General features: G+C 44.2%; 22 protein-coding genes. 20 read left to right on the top strand and 2 right to left on the bottom strand.

The window, feature by feature from the left end; all coding sequences use genetic code 11:
* Positions 1–17 precede the first annotated feature (17 nt).
* The 14 genes from selA to BBEV_RS08490 all read left to right on the top strand — a co-directional run bounded on the left by selA (position 18) and on the right by BBEV_RS08490 (position 15,914).
* Positions 18–1,430 (top strand): L-seryl-tRNA(Sec) selenium transferase, encoded by a 1,413-nt coding sequence (gene selA / locus BBEV_RS08560; RefSeq protein ID WP_069366674.1) that lies wholly within the window; start codon positions 18–20, stop codon positions 1,428–1,430.
* Positions 1,431–1,557: 127 nt separating this feature from the next.
* A complete protein-coding gene (gene acnA, locus BBEV_RS08555; RefSeq protein WP_069365087.1) occupies positions 1,558–4,278 on the top strand; it encodes an aconitate hydratase AcnA in 2,721 nt (906 codons plus the stop codon).
* Positions 4,279–4,399: 121 nt separating this feature from the next.
* Positions 4,400–4,894, top strand: a complete 495-nt coding sequence (locus tag BBEV_RS08550; RefSeq protein WP_069365086.1) for a VanZ family protein — start codon at positions 4,400–4,402, stop codon at positions 4,892–4,894.
* A gap of 19 nt (positions 4,895–4,913) precedes the next feature.
* Positions 4,914–7,253: an AAA family ATPase gene (locus BBEV_RS08545; protein ID WP_084007311.1), complete on the top strand. Its 2,340-nt coding sequence runs from the start codon at positions 4,914–4,916 to the stop codon at positions 7,251–7,253.
* Positions 7,246–7,680 (top strand): acyl-CoA thioesterase, encoded by a 435-nt coding sequence (locus BBEV_RS08540; RefSeq protein WP_069365084.1) that lies wholly within the window; start codon positions 7,246–7,248, stop codon positions 7,678–7,680. The genes BBEV_RS08545 and BBEV_RS08540 overlap by 8 nt, the downstream gene beginning before the upstream one ends.
* An 88-nt stretch (positions 7,681–7,768) precedes the next feature.
* A complete protein-coding gene (locus tag BBEV_RS08535) occupies positions 7,769–8,074 on the top strand; it encodes a hypothetical protein (protein ID WP_069365083.1) in 306 nt (101 codons plus the stop codon).
* Between the two features lie 14 nt (positions 8,075–8,088).
* Positions 8,089–8,907: an NAD(+) synthase gene (gene nadE, locus BBEV_RS08530; RefSeq protein WP_069365082.1), complete on the top strand. Its 819-nt coding sequence runs from the start codon at positions 8,089–8,091 to the stop codon at positions 8,905–8,907.
* Complete coding sequence (locus BBEV_RS08525; protein WP_069365081.1) at positions 8,907–9,779, top strand: PHP domain-containing protein; 873 nt, start codon at positions 8,907–8,909, stop codon at positions 9,777–9,779. Before nadE ends, BBEV_RS08525 begins: the two co-directional genes overlap by 1 nt.
* A 60-nt stretch (positions 9,780–9,839) precedes the next feature.
* Positions 9,840–11,045, top strand: a complete 1,206-nt coding sequence (locus tag BBEV_RS08520; RefSeq protein ID WP_069365080.1) for an EAL domain-containing protein — start codon at positions 9,840–9,842, stop codon at positions 11,043–11,045.
* Positions 11,046–11,075: 30 nt separating this feature from the next.
* A complete protein-coding gene (locus BBEV_RS08515; RefSeq protein WP_084007310.1) occupies positions 11,076–12,230 on the top strand; it encodes an MFS transporter in 1,155 nt (384 codons plus the stop codon).
* Positions 12,231–12,355: 125 nt separating this feature from the next.
* Positions 12,356–13,045 (top strand): TVP38/TMEM64 family protein, encoded by a 690-nt coding sequence (locus tag BBEV_RS08510; protein WP_198154968.1) that lies wholly within the window; start codon positions 12,356–12,358, stop codon positions 13,043–13,045.
* A 6-nt stretch (positions 13,046–13,051) separates the two neighbouring features.
* Complete coding sequence (locus BBEV_RS08505) at positions 13,052–14,026, top strand: DUF2207 family protein (RefSeq protein ID WP_069365078.1); 975 nt, start codon at positions 13,052–13,054, stop codon at positions 14,024–14,026.
* Between the two features lie 490 nt (positions 14,027–14,516).
* Entirely contained in the window at positions 14,517–15,014 is a 498-nt protein-coding gene (locus BBEV_RS08495; protein WP_069365076.1) for a YwpF-like family protein, read from the top strand.
* Between the two features lie 30 nt (positions 15,015–15,044).
* Positions 15,045–15,914, top strand: coding sequence for an amidohydrolase family protein (locus BBEV_RS08490; protein ID WP_069365075.1), 870 nt, complete (start codon positions 15,045–15,047; stop codon positions 15,912–15,914).
* Here BBEV_RS08490 and BBEV_RS08485 read toward each other — a convergent pair.
* Positions 15,900–16,271 (bottom strand): YhjD family protein, encoded by a 372-nt coding sequence (locus tag BBEV_RS08485; RefSeq protein WP_069365074.1) that lies wholly within the window; start codon positions 16,269–16,271, stop codon positions 15,900–15,902. The genes BBEV_RS08490 and BBEV_RS08485 overlap by 15 nt on opposite strands.
* Positions 16,272–16,431: 160 nt before the next feature.
* On the opposite strand from BBEV_RS08485, the gene BBEV_RS08480 reads away from it, so the two are divergent.
* Positions 16,432–17,196, top strand: a complete 765-nt coding sequence (locus BBEV_RS08480) for a peptidylprolyl isomerase (RefSeq protein ID WP_069366672.1) — start codon at positions 16,432–16,434, stop codon at positions 17,194–17,196.
* Positions 17,197–17,263: 67 nt separating this feature from the next.
* Here the strand turns inward: BBEV_RS08480 and BBEV_RS08475 are convergent, their stop codons facing one another.
* Entirely contained in the window at positions 17,264–18,820 is a 1,557-nt protein-coding gene (locus BBEV_RS08475) for an alpha-amylase family glycosyl hydrolase (protein ID WP_069365073.1), read from the bottom strand.
* A gap of 183 nt (positions 18,821–19,003) precedes the next feature.
* On the opposite strand from BBEV_RS08475, the gene BBEV_RS08470 reads away from it, so the two are divergent.
* The 5 genes from BBEV_RS08470 to BBEV_RS08450 are packed head-to-tail and all read left to right on the top strand — an operon-like array spanning position 19,004 to position 22,760.
* Positions 19,004–19,918, top strand: a complete 915-nt coding sequence (locus tag BBEV_RS08470; RefSeq protein WP_069365072.1) for an ABC transporter ATP-binding protein — start codon at positions 19,004–19,006, stop codon at positions 19,916–19,918.
* Complete coding sequence (locus tag BBEV_RS08465; RefSeq protein WP_069365071.1) at positions 19,915–20,841, top strand: DUF2705 family protein; 927 nt, start codon at positions 19,915–19,917, stop codon at positions 20,839–20,841. The genes BBEV_RS08470 and BBEV_RS08465 overlap by 4 nt, the downstream gene beginning before the upstream one ends.
* Before the next feature lie 31 nt (positions 20,842–20,872).
* A complete protein-coding gene (locus BBEV_RS08460) occupies positions 20,873–21,247 on the top strand; it encodes a GntR family transcriptional regulator (RefSeq protein ID WP_069365070.1) in 375 nt (124 codons plus the stop codon).
* A gap of 2 nt (positions 21,248–21,249) precedes the next feature.
* Positions 21,250–21,948 carry an ATP-binding cassette domain-containing protein gene (locus tag BBEV_RS08455; protein ID WP_084007308.1) on the top strand — a complete coding sequence of 233 codons (699 nt, stop codon included), beginning with the start codon at positions 21,250–21,252 and terminating at the stop codon, positions 21,946–21,948.
* Complete coding sequence (locus BBEV_RS08450) at positions 21,948–22,760, top strand: hypothetical protein (protein WP_069365069.1); 813 nt, start codon at positions 21,948–21,950, stop codon at positions 22,758–22,760. The genes BBEV_RS08455 and BBEV_RS08450 overlap by 1 nt, the downstream gene beginning before the upstream one ends.
* The last annotated feature ends 4 nt before the right edge of the window (positions 22,761–22,764 follow it).

Genomic DNA, 22,764 nt, shown 5'->3' with positions numbered 1-22,764 from the left:
AAAAGGGGATGATTGATATGTCAAATTCATTACAGCACCTCCCGTCAGTACGTGAACTGCTCGAGAAAGATGAGCTCAGAAAGCATTCAACCAATAAAAATATTCCTTTGGCGCTTTTGAAAGAATGGATACAGGAAGCAATTGATGAAGTACGATCCGCGATCCTGAAAGGAGATAAGATGTGGGAGCATCCATCCAGAGAGAAAATTTCCTTATGGATCATGGAACAGGTTGATGACCGGGTCCATTCTGGGAGTGTCTACAGCCTGAAACCTGTATTAAATGGCACGGGTACGGTTCTGCACACCAATCTGGGGCGGGCAAGGCTCAGTGACCGGGCATTGGCGCATGTCCATAATACATCCAAACAATATTCCACACTCGAATATAATCTTGAAGAAGGTAAAAGAGGTTCACGACTGTCGTTGATTGAATCGCTTTTGATTAAGGCTACGGGCGCTGAAGCGGCGGTCGCTGTCAATAATAACGCAGCGGCAGTTTATATGATCCTACGTGCACTGGCTCAGGATAAAGAAGTGATTGTATCAAGGGGGGAACTGATTGAGATTGGAGGATCCTTCCGTGTGTCTTCAATTATGGAAGAAAGTGGTGCTCAGCTTGTGGAAGTCGGGACCACCAATAAGACCCATTTACATGACTATGAGCAGGGCCTCTCCGAAAACACCGGTATGATAATGAAAGTGCATACGAGCAATTTTGCTATCGTTGGTTTCACAAAGGATGTCAATAGTCATGAACTCCGTGCATTTAGAGATGAAACCTGTCCTGACGTCCTTTTGTATGAAGATCTGGGTAGTGGCTCTTTGTTTCCTTATTCTGAGGCAGGCATTGGCAGGGAGCCGGTTGTCCGGGAGTCATTGAATCGCGGAGCGGATATCGTATCTTTCAGTGGAGATAAACTGCTCGGTGGTCCGCAGGCAGGTATCATTTGTGGTAAAAAGGAGCTCATCGATAAACTGAAGAAACATTCACTTGCAAGGGTATTGCGTCTTGACAAGCTCACTTTATCAGCACTTGAAGCGACACTTTTTGACTATGTCTATGACCCGGATTCCCGAGATCGGATTCCTGCCCTTCGTGATATTCTTAAAAAGGAAGAAACCATCAAAGAGCGGGTTCATCTGTCTTTTGAAAAATTGCAAAACAAAAAGAGTTTAACTGTCACAGTCGTCCCCGCAGTCTCCAAAGTTGGGGGTGGTACGATGCCTGTTGAGGAATTGCCGACATGGGGTCTGATGGTCAAAAAACAAGGCATGTCTGTTAATGGCGTTGAACGAGTGCTTAGAAAAATGGTGCCACCGTTAATCGTCCGCATTATGGATGATGGAATCTTCATTGATTTTCGAACGATCGATGAGGATGAAGAAACAAAAGTGATCGATCATTTAAGCCGATTGAACAACGAGTGAATCCGGTGTCGCTATAGCATAAAAATTGTTATGTTAGAAAATAAAAATATGACAAATTTCCGAAAAAAGGTTTTAGACAATTGTGATAATCTGTTATATGATAGTACATGAAGGAGGGAATTTACGTATGTCTAATGAAACGAAAGAGCTTTACAACTCAAAGAAACAATTTGAGGTGAACGGCAAGACGTATCATTACTATGATTTGAAAGCGATTGAAGAAGCAGGAATCGGGAATGTTTCGAGACTGCCTTACTCCATTCGGGTACTCCTGGAATCGGTTCTCCGTCAGCATGACGGTCGAATCATCAAGCAAGAGCATGTAGATAATCTCGCCAAATTCGGTTCGAAGGATGTGGCGGCTATTGATGTGCCTTTTAAGCCTGCCCGTGTTATTTTGCAGGACTTTACAGGCGTACCGGCAATTGTTGATCTGGCATCTCTCAGAAAAGCGATGGCTGATTTAGGGGGCGATCCGAAGCGGATTAACCCGGCCATTCCTGTAGATCTGGTCGTGGACCACTCTGTTCAGGTCGACCAGTTCGGTGCAGCAGATTCTTTAATGTTTAACATGGAACGTGAATTCGAGCGAAATCTCGAGCGTTATAAATTTTTAAACTGGGCCCAGAAATCCCTTGATAATTACCGGGCAGTTCCGCCCGCAACAGGTATTGTACACCAGGTTAATCTCGAGTATCTCGCAGATGTTGTCATGGAATCTGAAGAAAGCGGCGAACGTGTTGCCTATCCGGATTCACTGGTGGGAACGGATTCTCATACAACCATGATCAATGGACTCGGTGTGCTCGGCTGGGGTGTCGGCGGCATTGAAGCTGAAGCTGGTATGCTCAAGCAGCCTTCGTATTTCCCTGTACCCGAAGTGGTCGGTTTGAAATTCACTGGTAAAATGCCTGAAGGAGCAACAGCAACGGACCTTGCATTGAAAGTGACACAGCTCCTCAGACAAACGAACGTGGTTGGCAAATTTGTCGAATACTTCGGTCCGGGACTGCGTGATATGACTCTTGCAGACCGGGCAACGATCTCCAATATGGCACCGGAGTATGGTGCCACATGCGGCTTCTTCCCGGTAGATGAGGAGACGCTGAATTATCTGCGTTTCACAGGCCGAAGTGAAGAGCTCGTGAACCTGGTTGAAACTTATACCAAAGCAAATGACATGTTCTATACACCAGATAAAGAAGACCCGGAATTCACGAAAGTAATTGAATTGGATCTTTCGACAATCGAACCGAACCTGTCAGGACCAAAACGTCCTCAGGATCTTATTCCGCTGTCGCAAATGAAGAAAGAATGGCGTAAAGCTTTGACAGCTCCTATTGGAAATCAAGGATATGGACTGGATAAAGACGAAGTGGACCGTTCCGTTGCCGTAAAGCACCCGAATGGAAATACTTCAACTCTTCGTACAGGTGCAGTTACAATCGCAGCGATTACAAGCTGTACAAATACTTCCAATCCGCATGTCATGCTCGGGTCTGGACTACTGGCTAAGAATGCTGTGGAAAAGGGTCTGACAGTCCCTGATTATGTGAAGACCAGTCTCGCTCCAGGATCGAAAGTAGTAACAGGATACTTGGAAGATGCGGGTCTGATGACTTACTTGGATAAGCTCGGGTTTAACCTCGTTGGTTATGGGTGTACAACATGTATCGGAAACAGCGGTCCACTGCCTGATGAAGTGGAAGAGGCAATCAGTGAAAATGATTTGACCGTATCTTCTGTTCTCAGTGGTAACCGTAATTTCGAAGGCCGGATCCATCCACTTGTAAAAGCCAATTACCTGGCATCTCCTCCGCTTGTTGTTGCATATGCATTGGCAGGAACTGTGGATATTGATTTTGAAACAGAACCTCTTGGTCAGGACAAAGACGGAAATGATGTCTTTTTCAAAGATATCTGGCCTTCCAATGAACTGATCGATCAGGCAATGAAGGAAGCAGTTGATCCAAAACTTTTCAAACGTGAGTATGAACGAGTCTTCGATGATAATGAACAGTGGAATGCTCTTGATACGCCAGATGGCGATCTGTACGAATTTGATGAAGAATCCACGTATATTCAAAATCCTCCGTTCTTTGAGAATCTCTCTCCAGACCCTGAGGATGTGAAAAAGCTATCCGGTTTGCGTGCTGTAGGTAAGTTCGGTGATTCTGTTACTACGGACCATATTTCACCGGCAGGTGCGATAGCCAAAAACAGTCCTGCGGGAAGATATCTGATAGACAGAGGTCTTGAACCGAAAGACTTCAACTCCTATGGTTCGCGCCGTGGTAATCATGAAGTGATGATGCGTGGAACATTTGCGAATATCCGCATCAAAAATCAGTTGGCACCCGGTACTGAAGGCGGGTATACGACACACTGGCCGACAGGTGAAGTCATGGCGATCTATGATGCGTGCATGAAGTATAAAGAAGAAGGAACCGGCCTGCTGGTTATGGGTGGTAAGGATTACGGTATGGGAAGCTCCCGTGACTGGGCAGCTAAAGGAACAAATCTGCTTGGTATTAAAACGGTCATTGCTGAGAGCTTCGAGCGAATTCACCGCAGTAACCTAGTTCTTATGGGTGTTTTGCCTCTGCAATTTAAAGAAGGTGAAAACGCTGATCAACTTGGTCTGACAGGTGAGGAGCATTTCGAAGTTCATGTTGACAATCACGTTCAGCCTCGTCAGGATTTGAAAGTTACTGCAACTTCTGATGATGGGAAAGTGACTGAATTCACTGTTCTTGCTAGATTTGATAGTGAAGTGGAAATCGATTATTACCGGCATGGTGGTATTCTGCAAATGGTTCTGCGAAATCAATTGCAGTCTGTAAAATAAATAATCGTTAAGGAGAGCCTTCGGTAAATTCCGGAGGCTTTTTCTTTTCGTCTTTTTCTTGCACTAATTTCAGAGATTATTCATAATGAAAGAGTGTGTTTTATAGAGATGGGGAGTAGATATGAGAAAGAGTAAACTGGAAATTGAGATGAGCAGTTCAATGAAATATACTGGTTTACTGTTATTTATACTCTACCTTGGTGTATTATTTTATATCGTTTTCTTTGCTTGGAATCATGGATCAAGCTTTGGACCGATGGGACCCGGTGGACGTAATTACAATCTCGAACCTGGACTTAGCATTGAGCGGATTTTATTATACAGCCCTGATTCAACGGATCCGATCCGTATTCTTGGCGGTAATATCCTGATGTTTGTCCCATTTGGCATGCTGTTTCCTTTTGTGGTGTCAGCATTCAGCAAAAAACAGCTTAGTATATGGCAAATAATAGTAGCTTCAGCACTATTGTCGCTATTTATCGAAGTCAATCAATTTCTGTTTACATTACGGGTTGCGAATGTCGACGATGTGATTCTGAACAGTCTGGGCGGTATGATCGGAGCGGTGGTGTATTTTATTTTCAAATCGCGCCTGACAAAGGATCATCAAGCTTGATCGATGGAGGAGGTTAATCATGCGTTACCAATCCAACCGTGAATCGTGGGAAGAGCGCTTTGAGAGAATCAAAAATCAACCGGCTGATTCACTTAAAGAATCGAGCCTGCTTCGTTTACTCGAACAAATCCGTGAGGAGCATGGAGCAGATGAAACAGAAGCAGGAGAAACATATATGATGCTTGCCCTTGCCCGTTACTTGAGAAAAGGGGAATGGGATCATCGTGTGGAAGAGTATATGGCTGACGGTTGGACCATTTCCGGAGATTCAGAGACAACAATCGCCATTTATTCACAAATGATAATCGATGATTTAAGTAAACTGAACATACTATTTGAAATACCGACGATTCGGGAAACAGACCATAGTCAAGGAAAAATCAGTAAGGTAGATGAGATGTTCCACGCCATAGATGAGCGCGAAAAAAAAGTCAGTCTGCTCCTTCATCGATCTTCAAAGTTGCAGGATCAGCCTGAAGGTCGATTCACGATGACTGAAACCGAGGAGAGGTTATCTGATGGTTTACGTATCCTGCATGCTGTTCAGGCGTGTTTCGAACGCCTTCGGGAAGCCCTGTCTGCATATAAGAATACCATCAGTGGAATCTATGCCTCCAAGGAGAAGAAACTCGAATTAGATCAGATATTGTCAGAACTGAACCAGTTGTTTGATCAATTTTCGGAATGGCAGGACATGTTTGATCACAAAGAGACAACGGCACTTGGAGAGTTGAAACGAATGACGGGACTGGATGAGGTGAAAGAACAAATCCGCTCGTATTATTATTATCTGCTCTATCAGAACGAACGAAAGAAACAAGGCTATCATCTCCAGAATGAACGCTCTTTAAACATGGTTTTGACAGGTAATCCGGGAACGGGGAAAACCACGCTCGCCAGATTACTCGCGAAAATCTATTATGAACTGGGCGTATTACCAAAACCGGAAGTTGTGGAAACGGACCGTTCGAGGCTGGTTGGCGCTTACGTGGGTCAAACTGAGGAAAAAACGTTGCAGGCAGTGGAAGACGCAATGGGTGGCATTTTGTTTATCGATGAGGCATATAGTCTGTTTAAACACGATGCCAGTGGTACAGATTATGGCCAGACTGTCATCGATACGCTTGTTTCAGCAATGACAAGTGATGCACATGCCGGCCAGTTTGCGGTTATTCTTGCAGGATACCCTGAAGAGATGCGCCGTTTTCTCTGGAGTAATCCGGGTCTTCGAAGCCGATTCCCTGAGACAAATCACATCCATTTACCCGATTACAGCACTGAAGATCTTTTGGAAATCGCAGAGCATGTCGCTTTGGACAATGATTTCATTTTGACCGAGGAGGCCATTCGCTCATTGACGAGCCACATTGAAAAACAACGGGTTGATGAGTCGTTTGGGAATGCCCGTGTGGTCAAAGATCTCGTCACAGAAGCCATTTTCCATAAAGGTGCTAAAGCTGCTGAGCAGGAGTCTTTCAAGGAAGAGGATTTTACGATACTTGACAGTGATGCCTTCTCATTTCGTATTCACGCAGAGGAGGAACAGGGTGCAACGGGTGAAGAACGGCTGAACCGTTTAATTGGACTCGATGATATCAAACAACAGGTACTGAAGTTGTCTTCTTTCGTGAGAATACAGCAACTCCGTAAAGAAAAGGAATTACCGGCTGTCCCTGTTCAGCTGCATGCCGTATTTTCCGGTCCTTCCGGAACCGGAAAAACAACGGTGGCTTCCATATATTCGCATATTCTTCATGATCTTGGTCTTTTGAAACGGGGTCATCTCGTGACGGCAGGCAGAAGCGACCTTGTCGCAGGCTATACAGGCCAGACCGCTATTAAAACCAAGCAGAAAATAAGGGAAGCATTGGGCGGGGTATTGTTCATTGATGAGGCCTATGCACTGACTGCGAAAGCAGCAGGTGATTTCGGTAAAGAGGCTGTTGAAACGCTGGTCGAGGAAATGACGCGTCATGATGAAAATCTCGTGGTGATCCTTGCGGGCTATGATGATGAAATGCAGGTGTTGATGAATACGAATCCGGGATTGTCTTCAAGATTTAAAACGTTCTTTCGTTTCCCTCCATACTCGGCATCCGAGCTTGCAGACATTCTTGAACATTATGCGACTGACGTAGGGTATGAGATACCAGGCTCATTAAAACAGAAACTCGAACAATCTGTTTATGAAAAGCCACCTGAAGGGAACGCGAGAGGAATGGAAAATTGGCTTGAAGAAGCGATTCAACGTCAGGCGATGCGTTTGATGAACATGGAAAAAGTGACAGAAGATGATTTGACAATACTTTCAGAAGCTGATTTTGAATTGACGAGAAAGGATGAATCTGACTATGAGTAATACCCTTTCGAGCGTTACGTTTCCTGTACGCTATGCTGAAACTGACCAAATGGGGGTTGTATATCACGCCAACTATTTGGTCTGGTGTGAAATCGGTCGTACAAAGCTAATTGAGGATATCGGTTTTCGTTACGCGGATATGGAAAAAGAAGGGGTTATGTCACCTGTAACGAAAATTAATCTGAATTATCTCAGGCCGGCAACATACGGGCAGGATGTAACGGTCAAGACCCGGATCATCAACTATACCGGAGTTCGTGTTACCTACAGTTATGAAATTTATGCCGATCAGGTGCTTCTGGTGACAGGAGAAAGTGAACATGTATGTGTGGATGCCAAAACCTTCAAGCCAATTCAGATGAAAAAGCGATTCCCTCTTTGGGATAAGGCCTATCGGAATCATCTTTCTTCTGTTCCTTTTTCATAAAAACGTGTTGGAAAACCTGACAATCAGAATCACTTCTCTTGATGGATTTGCTGATTCTCCGTATCATGAATACAGGAGGCAATGTGATATGGCTTTTGGAATTAAGAAAGAGGAGTTAAATTTATGGAAGGCTGTTGTGGCCTCGGGTGAAGTCGCTTTGTTAACGCATTATTGGTATGATGAACGCTTTCCTCAGTACAATACCGTGACGAAAGCAGGCTGTTCGAATCGTCAAAAATTGATCAGATGGGGGAAAAGTCATGGCCTCAAAGAAGAATGGCTTCATGAAAGGGAATGTTTTCCTCATTTTGATCTCATTGGAAAGCAAGAAGAAGAAATCGTTCAAATCGAACGCAAATCGAACAATGCTGTTTTGATTAATGGAATCAAGTAAAGGAGTGAAGGCTTTTGCAACATCAAATTATTGAAACATTACAAGTTAAACCTGTGATTGAACCGAAAGAGGAAATCAGAAACCGGGTCGAGTTTTTAAAGGGTTATTTGCAATCCTCCGGTATGTCTGGCTACATCCTTGGGATTTCCGGTGGTCAGGATTCTCTCCTCACAGGACTTCTTATTCAGCAGGCGATTTCGGAATTGAACGAGGAAGCAGGAGAGGCGCGATACTGCTTTTATGCTGCAAGACTGCCATATGGCACCCAAAAGGATGAAGCGGATGCACAAGAAGCCTTGTCATTCATCGACCCAGACCGGCAAATTACGTTGAATATTAAGCCAGCGGTGGACGCGGCGATGACATCATTTAAAGACGCAACGGGGGAAGAAATGTCCGATTTTGTGAAGGGTAATACAAAGGCAAGGGAGCGGATGAAAGCGCAATATGACCTTGGGGCACACTATCGCTGCCTGATTGCTGGTACTGATCATGCCGCAGAGGCAGTGACGGGTTTTTATACGAAATTTGGAGATGGCGCTTGTGATGTTGCCCCGCTGTTCGGATTGACAAAAGGACAAGGGCGGGAGTTACTTGAAGTTTTCGGCGCACCATCATTGTTTTATACAAAAGCACCTACAGCTGACCTTGAAGATGACAAGCCTCAGCTCCCTGATGAAGAGGCACTAGGCATCACATACAGGGAACTTGACACCTACTTGACCGGTGGTACGATTGACGAAAAGGCTAAAGCACATTTGGAAACGATCTATGTGCAAACGACACACAAACGTGAACTTCCCGTTACGCCATTCGACAGCTGGTGGAAATAATGAATAAGCCATTGGCAGATCTTCATATGCACTCCACCGCCTCAGATGGGGCCTATTCCCAGGTGGAACTGGTGTCAAAAGCTGCTGCTGCAGGATTAACGATGATCAGTTTGACCGACCACGACACAACAACCGGGCTAGCATCTGCAAGCGAAACGGCAAAAAAGCTCGGACTTGATTTTATTAACGGTCTTGAGCTTTCCACAAGGTTTTGCAAAACGAGCGTTGATATTCTCGGTTATGGTGTTCAACCGGATTGCACTGCCTTGCAAAAAACATTGGCGTTTCATCGTGAGCGGCGTCTCGAGCGAATGAGAACAATGATACGAAAATGTCAGGATCAAGGTATTCGGATCGAGGAAACGGATGTCTTTCAGTACGTCACTGGGGATACATACAGTCGTCCCCACTTGGCAAAGGCACTTGTAGATCATGGGTATGCTGATACTGTAGGCGATGCCTTTAAACGCTACATCGGTTATAATGGCCCTTGTTACGCATTCAAGGAAGATGAGATGCATCCCGAAGAAGCAATTCGCGTGATTCACGAAGCAGGTGGTGTGGCAATAATTGCCCATCCGGTATTTTACGATTTGGATGAGGAAATCCCTGCATTATTTCATGATTACAATCTTGACGGGATTGAGGTCTTTCACCGCGATCACGATGCGAAGACTGTTGAGCGATTTTCTTGTTTAGCCAACCGGATTGAAACATCTTTGGGTCATGCGATCTTCAAGACAGGCGGTTCAGATTTTCATCATGAATCTTTTGGACGTGAAGGAGAGGAACTGGGCCTCACGAAACTTCCCTTTGAGGAAGCGAATCGGTTGTTCAAAACCGTCACAGGAAATACACCTGAGAATTACTGATCAGACCCATGTTATACTGACAATGTAAGTCGATTTTTATTATGGAGAGGAGGCGTTCGCATGGATCCAATGAAGGTGATGGATCATCTCGATGAAGTTCGCCCATATTTTCAACCGATTTTTAATACGGAGGAATACCGTGTGATCGGGTATGAAGTTCTTGCACGGATCGAGCTTGATGGCAAGGTGCATTCTCTGGCACCATTTTTCCTGGATGATGGAACTCCAAGTGAATACAAATGGGAAGTGGATCAGCTGATTCATGAACGTGCCGTCAAGGAGGCTCTTCAATGGGAATCTGATACAAAACTCTTTTTCAATCTGGATTTGAAGACTCTACTCGATCTGGACTGCGTTGAAGATTTAATGGAAGCTTTTCAACGTTATGATAAAGAAGGTCTTTCTCCGGAAAGAGTCGTTTTTGAATTCCGGGTTGCGGGCTTTGAAGAGGAACGGGATGTTATTCATATGTTTCTTTATATGAAAGCCAGCGGCTTTCGTGTATCAATTGATGATATTAAGCTTGATGATACGAATTTAGATCATTTTTCAAAACTGGAACCAACATATTTGAAGATTGATCTGTCAGACTTGCGAAGTGGAAAAGATCCGAATATGTATCGTGATCTGTTGAATGCATTGGCATTGTTTTCGAGGAAAATCGGGGCAACTTTACATTTTTCCGGAATCCAGGAAAAATACCAGCTGTTGAATGCTTGGAAATATGGTGGCCGATATTTACAGGGCTTCTATCTAAAGATGCCAATGCCGGACAAAGTGGAACCATTGGATGCGCGGCCTGTGTTGCAAAGCCATATTCATTCTTTTATTGTTGCCAGGCAGACAAAGTTGTCAAAACAGATTGATTTCATCAAACAAATCGAAAAACAACTAAAGCAAAAAGGTCGTCCAAAGCAGCATGAATCACTTTTAAAAGAGCTGACGCACGTCCTTGAAGATATTTCATTCCGGATGTACATTTCTGATGATTTGGGGAATCAGGTCAGTGCGAACTGGATGAAGACACATGGAAATGGCTGGATTACGGATGAACGTGCCAGGGGGAAAAATTGGAGTTGGCGCACGTATTTTCTCGACCATATCATGCAGATGAAGTATCGTAATGTCGGTATGCTCAGTGATAAATACCGTGACATTAAAACCAATGAATTTATCCGCACATATTCTTATCCTTTGGATGACGATTATTATTTATTTATTGATATTGATCCCACGTATCTTTTTGAACACGATTGGCTGCACTAAAGCAGAGGGGGATCTGAAAGAGGGGACATTGTGAAATCAACTTGGAATATTAAAGGGATGCTGTTCTTTTTCCATGCATCCATGACGATTATCATCAGCTATATGCCAGTGTATTTTCAATATATGGGCTTATCTGGATCTGAAATTGGTATATTATTGGCAGTTGGGCCAGCTGCGGCAATTCTTGCTCAACCTTTTTGGGGATTTATCAGCGATAAATACAAAACTGTAAAACGGATCATGCTGCTATGCCTTTCTGTGGCGTTGGCTGTTGCATTTATTGTGTTTCAGCTGACGGAATTTATTATTCTTGTGCCAGTCATGTTTTTATTTTTCTCTTTTCAGTCTCCCGCCGGTGGACTCGGAGAAAGTCTTGGCCAGAAAGTATCTGTTGAGCACGGGGTCTCTTTTGGGAGTATCCGTATGTGGGGTTCACTGGGATTCGCAACCTCATCCCTTGCTGGCGGATTTATCCTTACACATATTGGAATATGGAATATTTACTATGTTTATGCCTCGATGATGATCATTGCATTGACATTGACTTTTTTTGCGCCGGATAGTCGACCTTCGAAAAAACCGGTATACTTAACCGGAGCTGTGAAGCTTCTCAAAAACAAAAAATTAGTGATGTTTCTTCTGTTTATTTTCACGATCAGTTTGACGCATCGTATGAATGACTCTTTTATAGGTTTATTTGTTGTCGAGCTTGGAGGGAATGAGTCCTTTATTGGAATGGTCTGGTTTGTGGGTGTGTTTGCTGAGGCGATGGTCTTTATGCTCAGTGCCTACTGGATGCACCGTTTCCATCCATTAACCAACATCTCCATCGCTGCTTTCCTCTATACCCTCAGGTGGCTGTTAATGTTTTTGATTAATGATCCATTTCCGCTTCTGTTTATTCAAGTGCTGCACGGATTGACTTTTGGAATTTTCTATCTTACTGCGTTTCAGTTTGTGACACGACTTTTACCTGAAGAATTTGAATCCACAGGACATCTCCTGTTTATCTCCGTTTTCTTTGGTATCTCCGGTGTCGTAGGTTCTATAGCAGGTGGACAGATCATCAATGCATATGATGTGCAAAGTCTGTATCTTGTGATGAGTGTACTTGCAGCAGTCGGGCTGGTCAGTTCGTTCTTGTACCGTTTTTATTATCAGTCCACGGTCAGGTCTGCTTCTTGATCAATCAATTTATGGCACGCTCAATGGGCGTGTCTTTTTGCTGTATTCCGAGTTTCTTTTGTTTTTCTCACTGCTCAGATATAATGAACGAAAGAGAGTGTATGCTGCAGATGGGTGTGAAGTTGATGAGAAGAACTGCAATAGCTGTCGTTCTGCTGATTTTGGCAGGATTGATACTGTGGCGCTGGGATTGGGTTATGGCCCTGCGTGATAATAATTTAAGTTATTTTACCGATGACCTGTTCGCACAATGGGGATACGGCATTCTCTTTTTCACGATTCCTTTGATGATTGTGCAAAATGTTGTCACGCTCTTTCCGATTTTGATTTTGATCGTGTTTCATTTTATTGTGTTTGGTGTATGGGGAGGAATGCTCTTCAGTTTAATAGGGACGGTTTCTGGAGCACTTTTATGTTTTTACCTGGCTCGGTTTGTTGCTGGGAAATGGTTTCAACGGTACTGGTCCAAAAATGAAAAGAAGCTTGAGAAGGTGATACAAGCGATTTCAAAATACGGTGTCTATATGATTGTGTTCCTTCGCAGTATACCTGTGATGCCGAGTAACCTGATATCCGTTGCTGCTGCTGCAAGTCCGATTCGCGAGAGAAGCTATGTGTATTCAACGATTTTCGGGAATGTTGCGATGATTGGTGTACTGAGTTTCCTATCCGCTCCTTTGTGGGTGGATGAGGGCGGTATTGGCTATACCTATCAGTTTTTCTTTCTCTTTTTTTTCCTCTCATTTATCTCATATTTCATCTACCATTTCATAAAAGACCGCAAACGTTTGATTCGATCTTATAAGGGAGAGTGATGGATAATGACCTGGTTGATGATACTCATATTCTGTTTTTTGGCTATTGGTCATGCTGTATTTTTTGTGAAACTTGCGCTCATGCGTCGCCGGTTGTTTTTTGGCACAGATACGCTTGATAAACCGCCCGGGCATGTAGATCCTTCACTTGTATTAAGGCTTGATGGCAAAAGAGGGGTTTCTGCGAAAAATATTACCTCCACCTTACTGTTTTTTGTCCAAAGTGGGTATGCCTCATTGACTCGAAAAGGCGATAAGGTTTGTTTTCATGCAAAAAAAGCTCCGGTCTATACGCCAGGGGAGTATATTTATCATTTTCTTTTTTTTGAGATCGGTGATGACGGTATCCTGCATGTAGATGATGTCTATCGTTATACAGAGTCCGATCAAGGGCGTGCTGAATTTCTTGATGCACTCTCTCAATGGGAAGGAAAGCTAGAAGAGGAGCTTGAGGATTTGCATTGGTTATATGTATTTCCGACGTTCAAAAAACGGATGATTGTCAGTCACATTGTAATGCTCCTGTTGTCAGCTGTGTTGTTGTTTGTGGTGGCGTGGTTTGGAGTGTTTGCTTTGGTATTGACGATTCTATCCTTTATTTTGCTTTTGAATGAGCCTGGATTGACCCAAGAAGGTGAGGAAGAATTGAGTCGGTGGCATATGTATCGTCGGTACCTTCAGGAAATCGACTCTGACGACCATCATAGTCCGGAGAATGTCAGTATACACTTTGTTTATGCTGCAGGATTTGGTTTGATTGCATCTTTGAAAGAGGCTTTCCCGGTTCGGGAAGCATCAGAGCTATCGCTGAGGACCGATCAGTTTCCTCTATATTTCTACGCGGCGCCCGGAACATTTGCGTTATCCATGGAAAGCCTTGACCTGCTAAGGGATACAGAAGATGCATTTAATCAAGGCTTGAATCCCGGCTCCATTCCAGGGGATGCGGCTTCTGATTCCACCGGTCTTACGGTCGAATAATTGCAGGATAAGGGGTCCAACAGTTTGTGCAAAGAAACGCATGAACAATGCATGAATCAGCCCTTGTATCAGCCCGTAATGGGTTCCTATTGCATGGACAGAAGGCCGCATTTGATGAATGCGATTCTGAATGTGGTTTGTCCATCTTCTTTCGCCGTTGCAGTTTGAATAATTGCGGCACGTCTTTTTGCAGCCGCTGAAAAAACAGCCCAATTCTGGGCTGTTTTTTCTTTGTCGAATCGATACATTGAAAAGATGTGGCGTGCTCTTTTCCTTGGAAGTGATCTGGATGTTGTCAAAAGGTATGCAAGCTTCTCAAAAATGCATCGACGTGTACCGGATCTCCTTGTATCAGTGGTTCCTGTGATAATGGATGAAAAATATGAATCATCCCTCATAACGAATCCTTCCAAAGTATGCGCTATCGCATTTACTTTCTGATATAATAAAGGAAATTGCAAGCATTGAATACATAGAGGAGGCTGATCGAATGAAGACTTTTAAATTGTGTTCATTGACGATGCTGATGGATGAACAGTCTACGGCAGATCAGGAAATGAAAACAAAAGAAATCCCTCTGGTTGATGGATTGATTATTAATAAAGAGGAAGTGGGCAAAGCCTGGCTGATTGAGGCGGTGATTGAGGAAGAGTTTCGTTCTCTTTTTGAAGCCTACCAAAAAGACCGTGAATCTTTCATGGTTGAGGTTACGATTACCAAACGCACCAATGATCCTGCAACGTTGGTGTGTGATGTAAAAGGAATCAATGATTTGGAGTCTCATGTTTCTTTACATCTTGATGGTACGCTGGTCGTGAAACAGGAAGATCTCTCAGATCAGCTGATTCGGAATCTGATTGATGAAGGCTTTGAAGGCGAAGCACTCTATGAAGAATACCGCACCAGAAAGAAAAATCGCGGAAAGGCCATTCAAGGTATTCTGTCCAATGCATATCAGGAAGTCCGTGATCAGCGTTCATCAGATTGATGTCTGTATTTATACTGGGGGCAAGCGTTTATGGCTGTTATTGATGCACATATCCATCTCTCGACCATCAGTTCTTTTGCCTCAACAGCAAAGCAGCATTCTTTGGTGGATTATACCTATCAAGGACTGATTAGGGAAATGGACCAAAATGACATTGACTTAGCCGTTGGCATGGGTGTTCGTGAATTTGAAGGCGGAGAGGGCTTTCCTGATTCATCACCGAATACGCCAATGGGGCTTGATTTGATACCTGCAAAGGAAAAAGGCAGGAGGACAGCTGAATGTGTTGGAATCAATCCGTACCGGGTGGGCCGCCGGAATATGCCGGCTCTTGAAGCGGCGCTTTTGGAACCTTATACGGTAGGGATTAAAATCTATCTTGGCTATTACCCCTTTTATGCATTTGACGATGTGTACGCTCCGGTATACGATCTGGCGGCTTCTTTTGACCTTCCTGTAGTGTTTCATACCGGCGACACGTTTTCGACCCGGGGGTTATTAAAATATGCCCATCCACTGACGATTGATGAAGTGGCGGTGAAACATCCACGGAACCGGTTTGTGATGGCCCATCTCGGAGATCCGTGGATGCTCGATGCTGCAGAAGTCCTTTACAAGAATCCGAATGTATTTGCTGATCTGTCCGGCTTGATGGTGGGTGATACGCAGGAGTTGAAGCGTATCCGGTCAACACCGCATTTTTTTGATCATTTCAAGCATGCACTGGCATTTTGCGATCGGCCTGATAAGCTGATGTTCGGGACAGACTGGCCATTGACGCCGATTGCTCCTTATATGGATTTCATCGATCATCATGTACCTGCTGGGTCTCGTAATGATATTTTTGGTGATACGGCCCTTCATGTCTTCTCGAAACTGAAATGTTTAATTCGCAAATGAATGTTCAAATTGACTGAACACTTCTTCAATGAAATCCTGAACCTGATGCTTCAAATGCACGTTCAGATAAGTCATGGTGTACGTGTATCCCTGATAATAAATGACGTATTCGCTGAAGGAATCATTGACAGATTCCCTGTGGATCGTCATTTTTTGTTTTTGCAGTTCGGATTTGATGTGGCGGAGTTCTTTGCTGAGCGTGGTGATGGAAAATTCAATCAGATGCAGGTAAGGATCCTTCAGACGAATCGGTGCCTGACGAAAAGCGGAAAGATCTCTTTCAAGAATCTGACGGCTGACTGTCAGCAGAATATAGCGTTCGATGAGAATTTCTTCTTTTTGTTTGAGAGGCTTCATTCATCCTCACCACCTTAAGGAACATTTGTTCTTATTTTAACCGATTTTTGTTCGGTCGTAAAGTGAAAGATCTGCTGATGCATTACAGGAAATATCATGCTATAGTAATAAGGGGATTACAGACCCATTAGAAAAATGAATGAGAGTAGGGATGAACACAATGAAAAAAACAATGACCGGCCTGACTGTATTGATTGCTGCAGGTACTCTGGCACTTACAGGTTGTCAGGAGCCGAATGGGAACGACCAGAACAATACCGGTAATGCCGGGAACAATAACGTACAGAATGAGGTAACGGATGAGAATGGCGTCGGTGAAAATGAAGAACCGCCACATTTCCCTCAGTTTGAAGACGGTGTAGCAGAAGATGAAATTGAAGTAGTGATGGAAACCAACATGGGTGATATCCGCCTGAAACTCTTTCCGGAATACGCACCTCTTGCTGTAGAAAACTTCATCACCCTGAGTGAGGAAGGGTATTATGAAGATGTGATCTTCCACCGGGTCTTGGAGAACTTCATGATTCAAGGGGGCGATCCGACAGGAACAGGCACTGGCGGAGAGAGTGCTTTTGGTGAAGATTTCGAAGATGAGTTTACGTCTGATCTGGCACACTTTCGCGGAGCTTTATCCATGGCGAACAGAGGTCCAAACACGAACAGCAGCCAGTTCTTTATCGTGCATGCGGATGAAGGGGAAGTGAGCGAAGGCATGTTTGATGGCAGTGGTATGCCTCAGGAAACCATTGATAAATATCTGGAACACGGAGGGACGCCACATCTGGATTTCGGGCATACGGTGTTTGGTCATGTCATTGATGGTATGGATACAGTGGATGCGATTGCAACCGTGGAGACAGACGGACCAAGTGATTCAACACCAGTGGATGAAGTATACATTCAATCAGTTCAGGTCTTGGACTGAGTAATGAAAAGAGAATCGGGAATCCCATTCAGAGTTGAAAAGGGGTTCCCGATTTTTGTTTTGACTGTTAATTTAGAATCGCCGAGCTGTATGGTGGAAGAGTAATTGTCCGATCATTATAAGTGATGTCGTCAACATCAGTATAATACAGGCGATTGACATTATCCTCATCGGCAACAGAGACAGACACTTCTTCATCACTCATATTGTGCAGGATCAATAGAGATTCATCTTCGGTTTTACGGATCAATGAAATGATACCGTCAGCTTCTGTTTTTGCTTCAAGTAAATCACCATAAAGAAGAGCAGGCTCAGAGCGACGCAAATGAATCCATGTCTGGTAATGTGACCAGAGAGACTCCGGATCCCCCTGCATCTGTTCCACACTCGCCCCATCTTCGTCCAGATTGTGCCTTGGGTTAATCCAGCTGGTCTGACCACTTTCTCTTTCCTCATACCACAGCATCGGTTCACGTATGTGTTCGTCCGGCTTACTGCCTTCCATGCCGATTTCTTCGCCATAATAGACAAATGGGGAACCAGGGAAAGACAGCAACAGTGAAGCAGCCATGCGCATCCGGTCTTCATTGCCGGACAGCTGAGTCATAACTCGGTTGATATCATGATTGGTCAGAAACGTACTCTCAATGTAGGAATCTGAAAACTGATCGAAGCGTTCGAGCGTATTCAGATAAGAAGAGACGAGCCGAGCATTTCCTTCACGCCGGGCAGCCTGAATAAAATCCTCTGCTAAGTCAAAATTAAAGGTGGAGTGAAGGCCCCCATCCAAATAAGGACCTGTCACCTGTGCAGGCGCCCAGACTTCACCAAGAATAAAGACGTCGTCTTTCACAGCTTCCATTTCCGAAGAAAATTCACGCCAGAATTCATGATTCTTTTCTTCCTCACCAGGGTAAATATGCTTGGCTGCATCCAGACGGAAGCCGTCGACACCCACATCATCCAGCCAGAATTCCCCGATGGTATAGATTTCTTCGCGGACATCCGGATTGTCCATATTCAAATCCGGCATACCTTCCCAAAAAACACTCATGTACTGATTCGGCTCAGTTCCATGCCACATATTCTGACCCCACTCGCCTCGTTCGCTGAGATTCGTATCCTCATCGGCCCAAATGTACCAATCACGGTATTCACTGTCAGGATCAGAGGTGGCTTCTTCAAACCACGGGTGCTCCCGGCTGGAATGATTGACGACGAAATCCATCAGGACCTTAATGCCACGATCGTTGGCTTCATCAATGAAAGTTCTGAAATCATCCATTGTCCCGTAGTCGGGATTAATATCATAATAGTCCGTCACATCATAGCCGTGATAGGTCGGTGACGGATGAAAAGGCATGAGCCAAATTCCTTCCACACCTAACTCTTCTAAATAGTCCAGCTGGCTGGTCATACCTGGAATGTCACCAATGCCGTCTCCTGTGGAATCATAGAAAGCACGAATGAAAATTTCGTAAAAAACAGTTTCCGGAAAATGATCAATCAGCTCAGGATCTTCAGCGGGGAAGTCTCCGGCAGTTAATACGTCCTGCTCGTCATCTGTACATGCAGACAGCAGAACCGCACCGGTCAGGAGCCCAGAGATCAGAATTTTTTTCATACTTGTCACCTCAAATTTTAATTTATGAAAACGATTGCCTAAAAGAAATTATAAAGAACGATGCCGATAAAGGCAAGAGAAAAAGGACAAACGATTGCATAAAAATAATCTGTAGACAAATTCAATTAACTTAGTGTACTATATAATTAATACACTAAGTTAATGTAAACGGGGGACAGCAAAATGGAAAATCGGATTGTGATTGAACAGTTATCAAAATCCATTGGTAAAACAAAAATCATTAAAGGAATTGATCTGGCCATCAGACCAGGGGAAGTTTACGGATTATTGGGGCCAAACGGAGCGGGGAAAACAACGACCATCCGAATGATCGTAGGCTTAATGAAACCGACAAGCGGGAGAGTGCTGATAAATGGTTACGATCTTAACCAGGATTTCGAGAAAGCCATCAGCAGAGTGGGGGCTGTGGTTGAGAATCCGGAGATGTATGATTATTTAAGCGGTTATGATAACCTTCTTCACTATCAGCGGATGATGCCCGGAGTGAAAAAGAGCAGGATTCATGAAGTGGCTGAGCTTGTAGGGATGACAGCGAGACTGAAAGAGAAGACAGGAACCTATTCACTTGGCATGCGTCAGCGCCTTGGATTGGCACAGGCATTATTGCATGAGCCGGATGTGCTGATACTCGATGAGCCGACCAATGGACTTGATCCAGCAGGCATCAAGGAAATCCGCAGTTACTTAAGGAGTCTTGCCCATGAAGAGGGGATCAGTATCATCGTATCGAGTCACCTGTTAAGTGAAATGGAAAAGATGTGTGACAGGATCGCTGTAATCAAACAAGGCGAAATCATCGCCATTTCCGATGTGAAATCCTTCATCCAGCAGAAAGAAGACCGGATCATTTTACGGGCAAAACCGATTCAGGATGCCCGGAAAGTGATTCGTGCTTATCTGAACATAGAGGCAGAAAAGGACGGGGATGAGCTGGGAGTGAATTGCTCAGAGGAACAGATACCGGATCTCCTGAAGGAACTGATAAGAGCTGGTGTTCAGATTTATGAAGTCCGGCATGCGGCACCGGTTACACTCGAAGAACAGTTTTTGCAGGTGACAGGAGGTGAATCGGTATGATGAATTTAATCCGAAATGAAAACATGAAAATTTATAAGCGTACAGGCACAAAAGTGATGTTCGGTATTCTTATTATCGTTGTGCTCCTGATCGGACTGGTTATGCGTTTCACAGAAGAGGCTACAGAGACGCAAAGTGAAGCTGAAATGGACGTGTCGATTGAATCCACGGAACTAATGGACGATGCGGACCAGTTGCCGCCACAGGTCATTGAACAGCAGGAGTTACAGGAATACAGGGAAGAAGAGGGCATTACCGAGATTCCGACCAATTCGATGGTTGGTTTTACTATGCAGAATCCGCAGCTGATCAGTTTTGTGACGATGTTTTCTGTCATTGTAGGCGCGGGAATTGTCGCCAGTGAACATAGCAATGGCACCATCAAACTGCTGATGATACGTCCGGTGAAAAGGTGGAAAATCCTTTTTTCAAAATGGATTGCGACTATTCAGTTCTCGATCGTGATGCTTTTCGTTTTGATTTTAAGCAGTTTGATTACCGGTGGTGTTCTGCATGACTTTTCCATTGAGAGTACACGGGTTGTGGATATGACTACGGATGGGATTCGTGATCTGAATGTGTGGCAGTATATGGGCACTGCATATTTTCTCGGTTGGATTGAACTCGTAATCATGACGACCTTCGCTTTTATGCTCGGGGCGGTTTTTCGAAATCAGTCATTATCGATTGGCTTATCATTGGTCCTGTTGTTTACAGGCGGACAAGTTGTGTATTTACTGAGTAACTATGAATGGGCGAAATACATTTTATTTGCCAACAGCAATTTACTGCAGCATTTTTACGGACAGCCGATGATCCCGGAGTTAAGCATCGCATTCTCGGCAATGGTCATTCTGGTATATTTTATCCTGTTTAAGGCAATTGCCTATATCAGTTTTGCAAAAAGGGATATTGCCGATTGACATCAGAGCTGTAAAGGGGAGGAAGAATGATATGGGGCTGGAATTTGATAACCACCGTCCAATCTATATACAAATCATGGAGTACATTTACAGCGGAATTTCAAGAGGTGATATGTCACCAGGGAGTAAATTACTATCGGTGAGAGAGTTCGCTGTTGAGGCGGGTGTAAATCCAAATACCGTTTCAAGAACATATATGGAAATGGAACGGGAGGGGGTTGTCGTGTCCAAACGGGGGCAGGGGACCTTTGTTACCGAAGACACCGCAGTAATCGAAACATTACGAAGAGATATAGCGGCAAAGCAAGTGGATACGTTCCTCGACACAATGCATAACCTCGGGATAGATGATAAAACGATACTGAACCTGATGAAAGAGCGTATGGATGATGCGAAGGAGGACTGAACATGGAGACAATGATTGAGATGAAGCATGTGACAAAGCGATATGGAAAAAACGAAGGGCTGTTTGATGTCAACTGGACGATGAACCAGACCGGACTTGCGGGAATCATTGGACCCAACGGCAGCGGGAAGACGACATTGTTGAAGCTGATTGCCGGATTATTACGGCCTACAAGTGGATCAATTAAGATTCATGGTAGGGAAACAGACAGGACAATTGGAGATCAAGTGGCTTACTTATCAGAGCTCGACTCTTTATACGGCTTTCAAACCATTCGTCAGGCGATCCGGTTTCATGAAAAAACAATCAGTGCATTTCGTCTGGACAAAGCGGAAGCAATGACAAATGAACTGGCACTTCCAATGGATAAAAAAATAAAACATTTATCAAAAGGTAACCGGGCGAAAGTCAAAATTATTCTGACACTTGCAAGAGAAGTCTCCATTCTGGTTATGGATGAGCCGTTATCAGGCCTGGACCCTATCGTCAGGGAGGATATTTTGAAAATGATTATCCGTCATCTGGATGTGGAAAGGCAACTGGGCCTGATATCTACACACGAAGTCACCGAAGTGGAACCTTACCTTGATTATGTGATGTTTCTTCATCAGGGAAGCATTATGCTTGAAGGAGAAACGGATCGACTTCGGGAAGAACATGGGAAATCTGTGGTGGAACTGATGCGGGAGGTGTTTGTCTGATGTGGTTAGCGTTGTTCAGAAAAGAATGGCAGGATTCTCTGCCCCGCTTTCTCCTGATTATGATCCTGAACACCCTTGGCTTTTTGATCATGCTGTATCTGATCGAACAGGAATCCTTTTTGTTCTTACTTATCGCACTTCCTTTAATCATTGTCCATGTGATTTATCTGTTCTTCGAATGGCTGATTGCATTTTCAAGAGAATGGCGCAGTAATACACATGTTCAGTGGCTGAACCTCCCTGTGTCAGGCTGGGCACTGATCACATCAAAAATGGCGGCGGGCCTCAGTCAATTTCTGATTTCTCTTATCTATGCTATGATTGCAGCGTATGTCATGCTGACAAGAATTATCAGTGTGGGTCAGGAAGGGAATTCCGTCTATACGGACATGACTTCGGTCATTGAACCGGTAAGGCAGGCATATCTGGAATTCAGTCCGTTTATCCTTGCAGTGATTTTGCATGGGGCAGTCATGATCGGTCTTGCTGCCGTGTTTATCTATCTGATGGCAAAAGCATTCAAGCCATTAGGCTGGCTGATTGGGATTGTTCTTACATTCGTTGTTAACTGGATGATCTCCTGGTTATCAGATCAGGTGTGGTTTCAAAGTGTACAAACCTTTATTCCGCTTCTCCGATCGGATGACGTGATTGAGCGTTTGACAATACTGTTTACTGATTTCAGTGATGTTGCGATTGATCAAACCGGGGGCGATGTATTGTATCTTGGTCAGATAGTAACCATACTTGCCGGATACTTATTGGCACTGGGTATTTTTCGCTGGTTACTCGACAAATATGTCGAAGCATAATAAT

Source organism: Salisediminibacterium beveridgei (assembly GCF_001721685.1).
Lineage (GTDB): Bacteria > Bacillota > Bacilli > Bacillales > Salisediminibacteriaceae > Salisediminibacterium > Salisediminibacterium beveridgei.
Note: the sequence above shows the minus strand (reverse complement) of the source record. Positions and strands in the feature narration are given on the sequence as shown.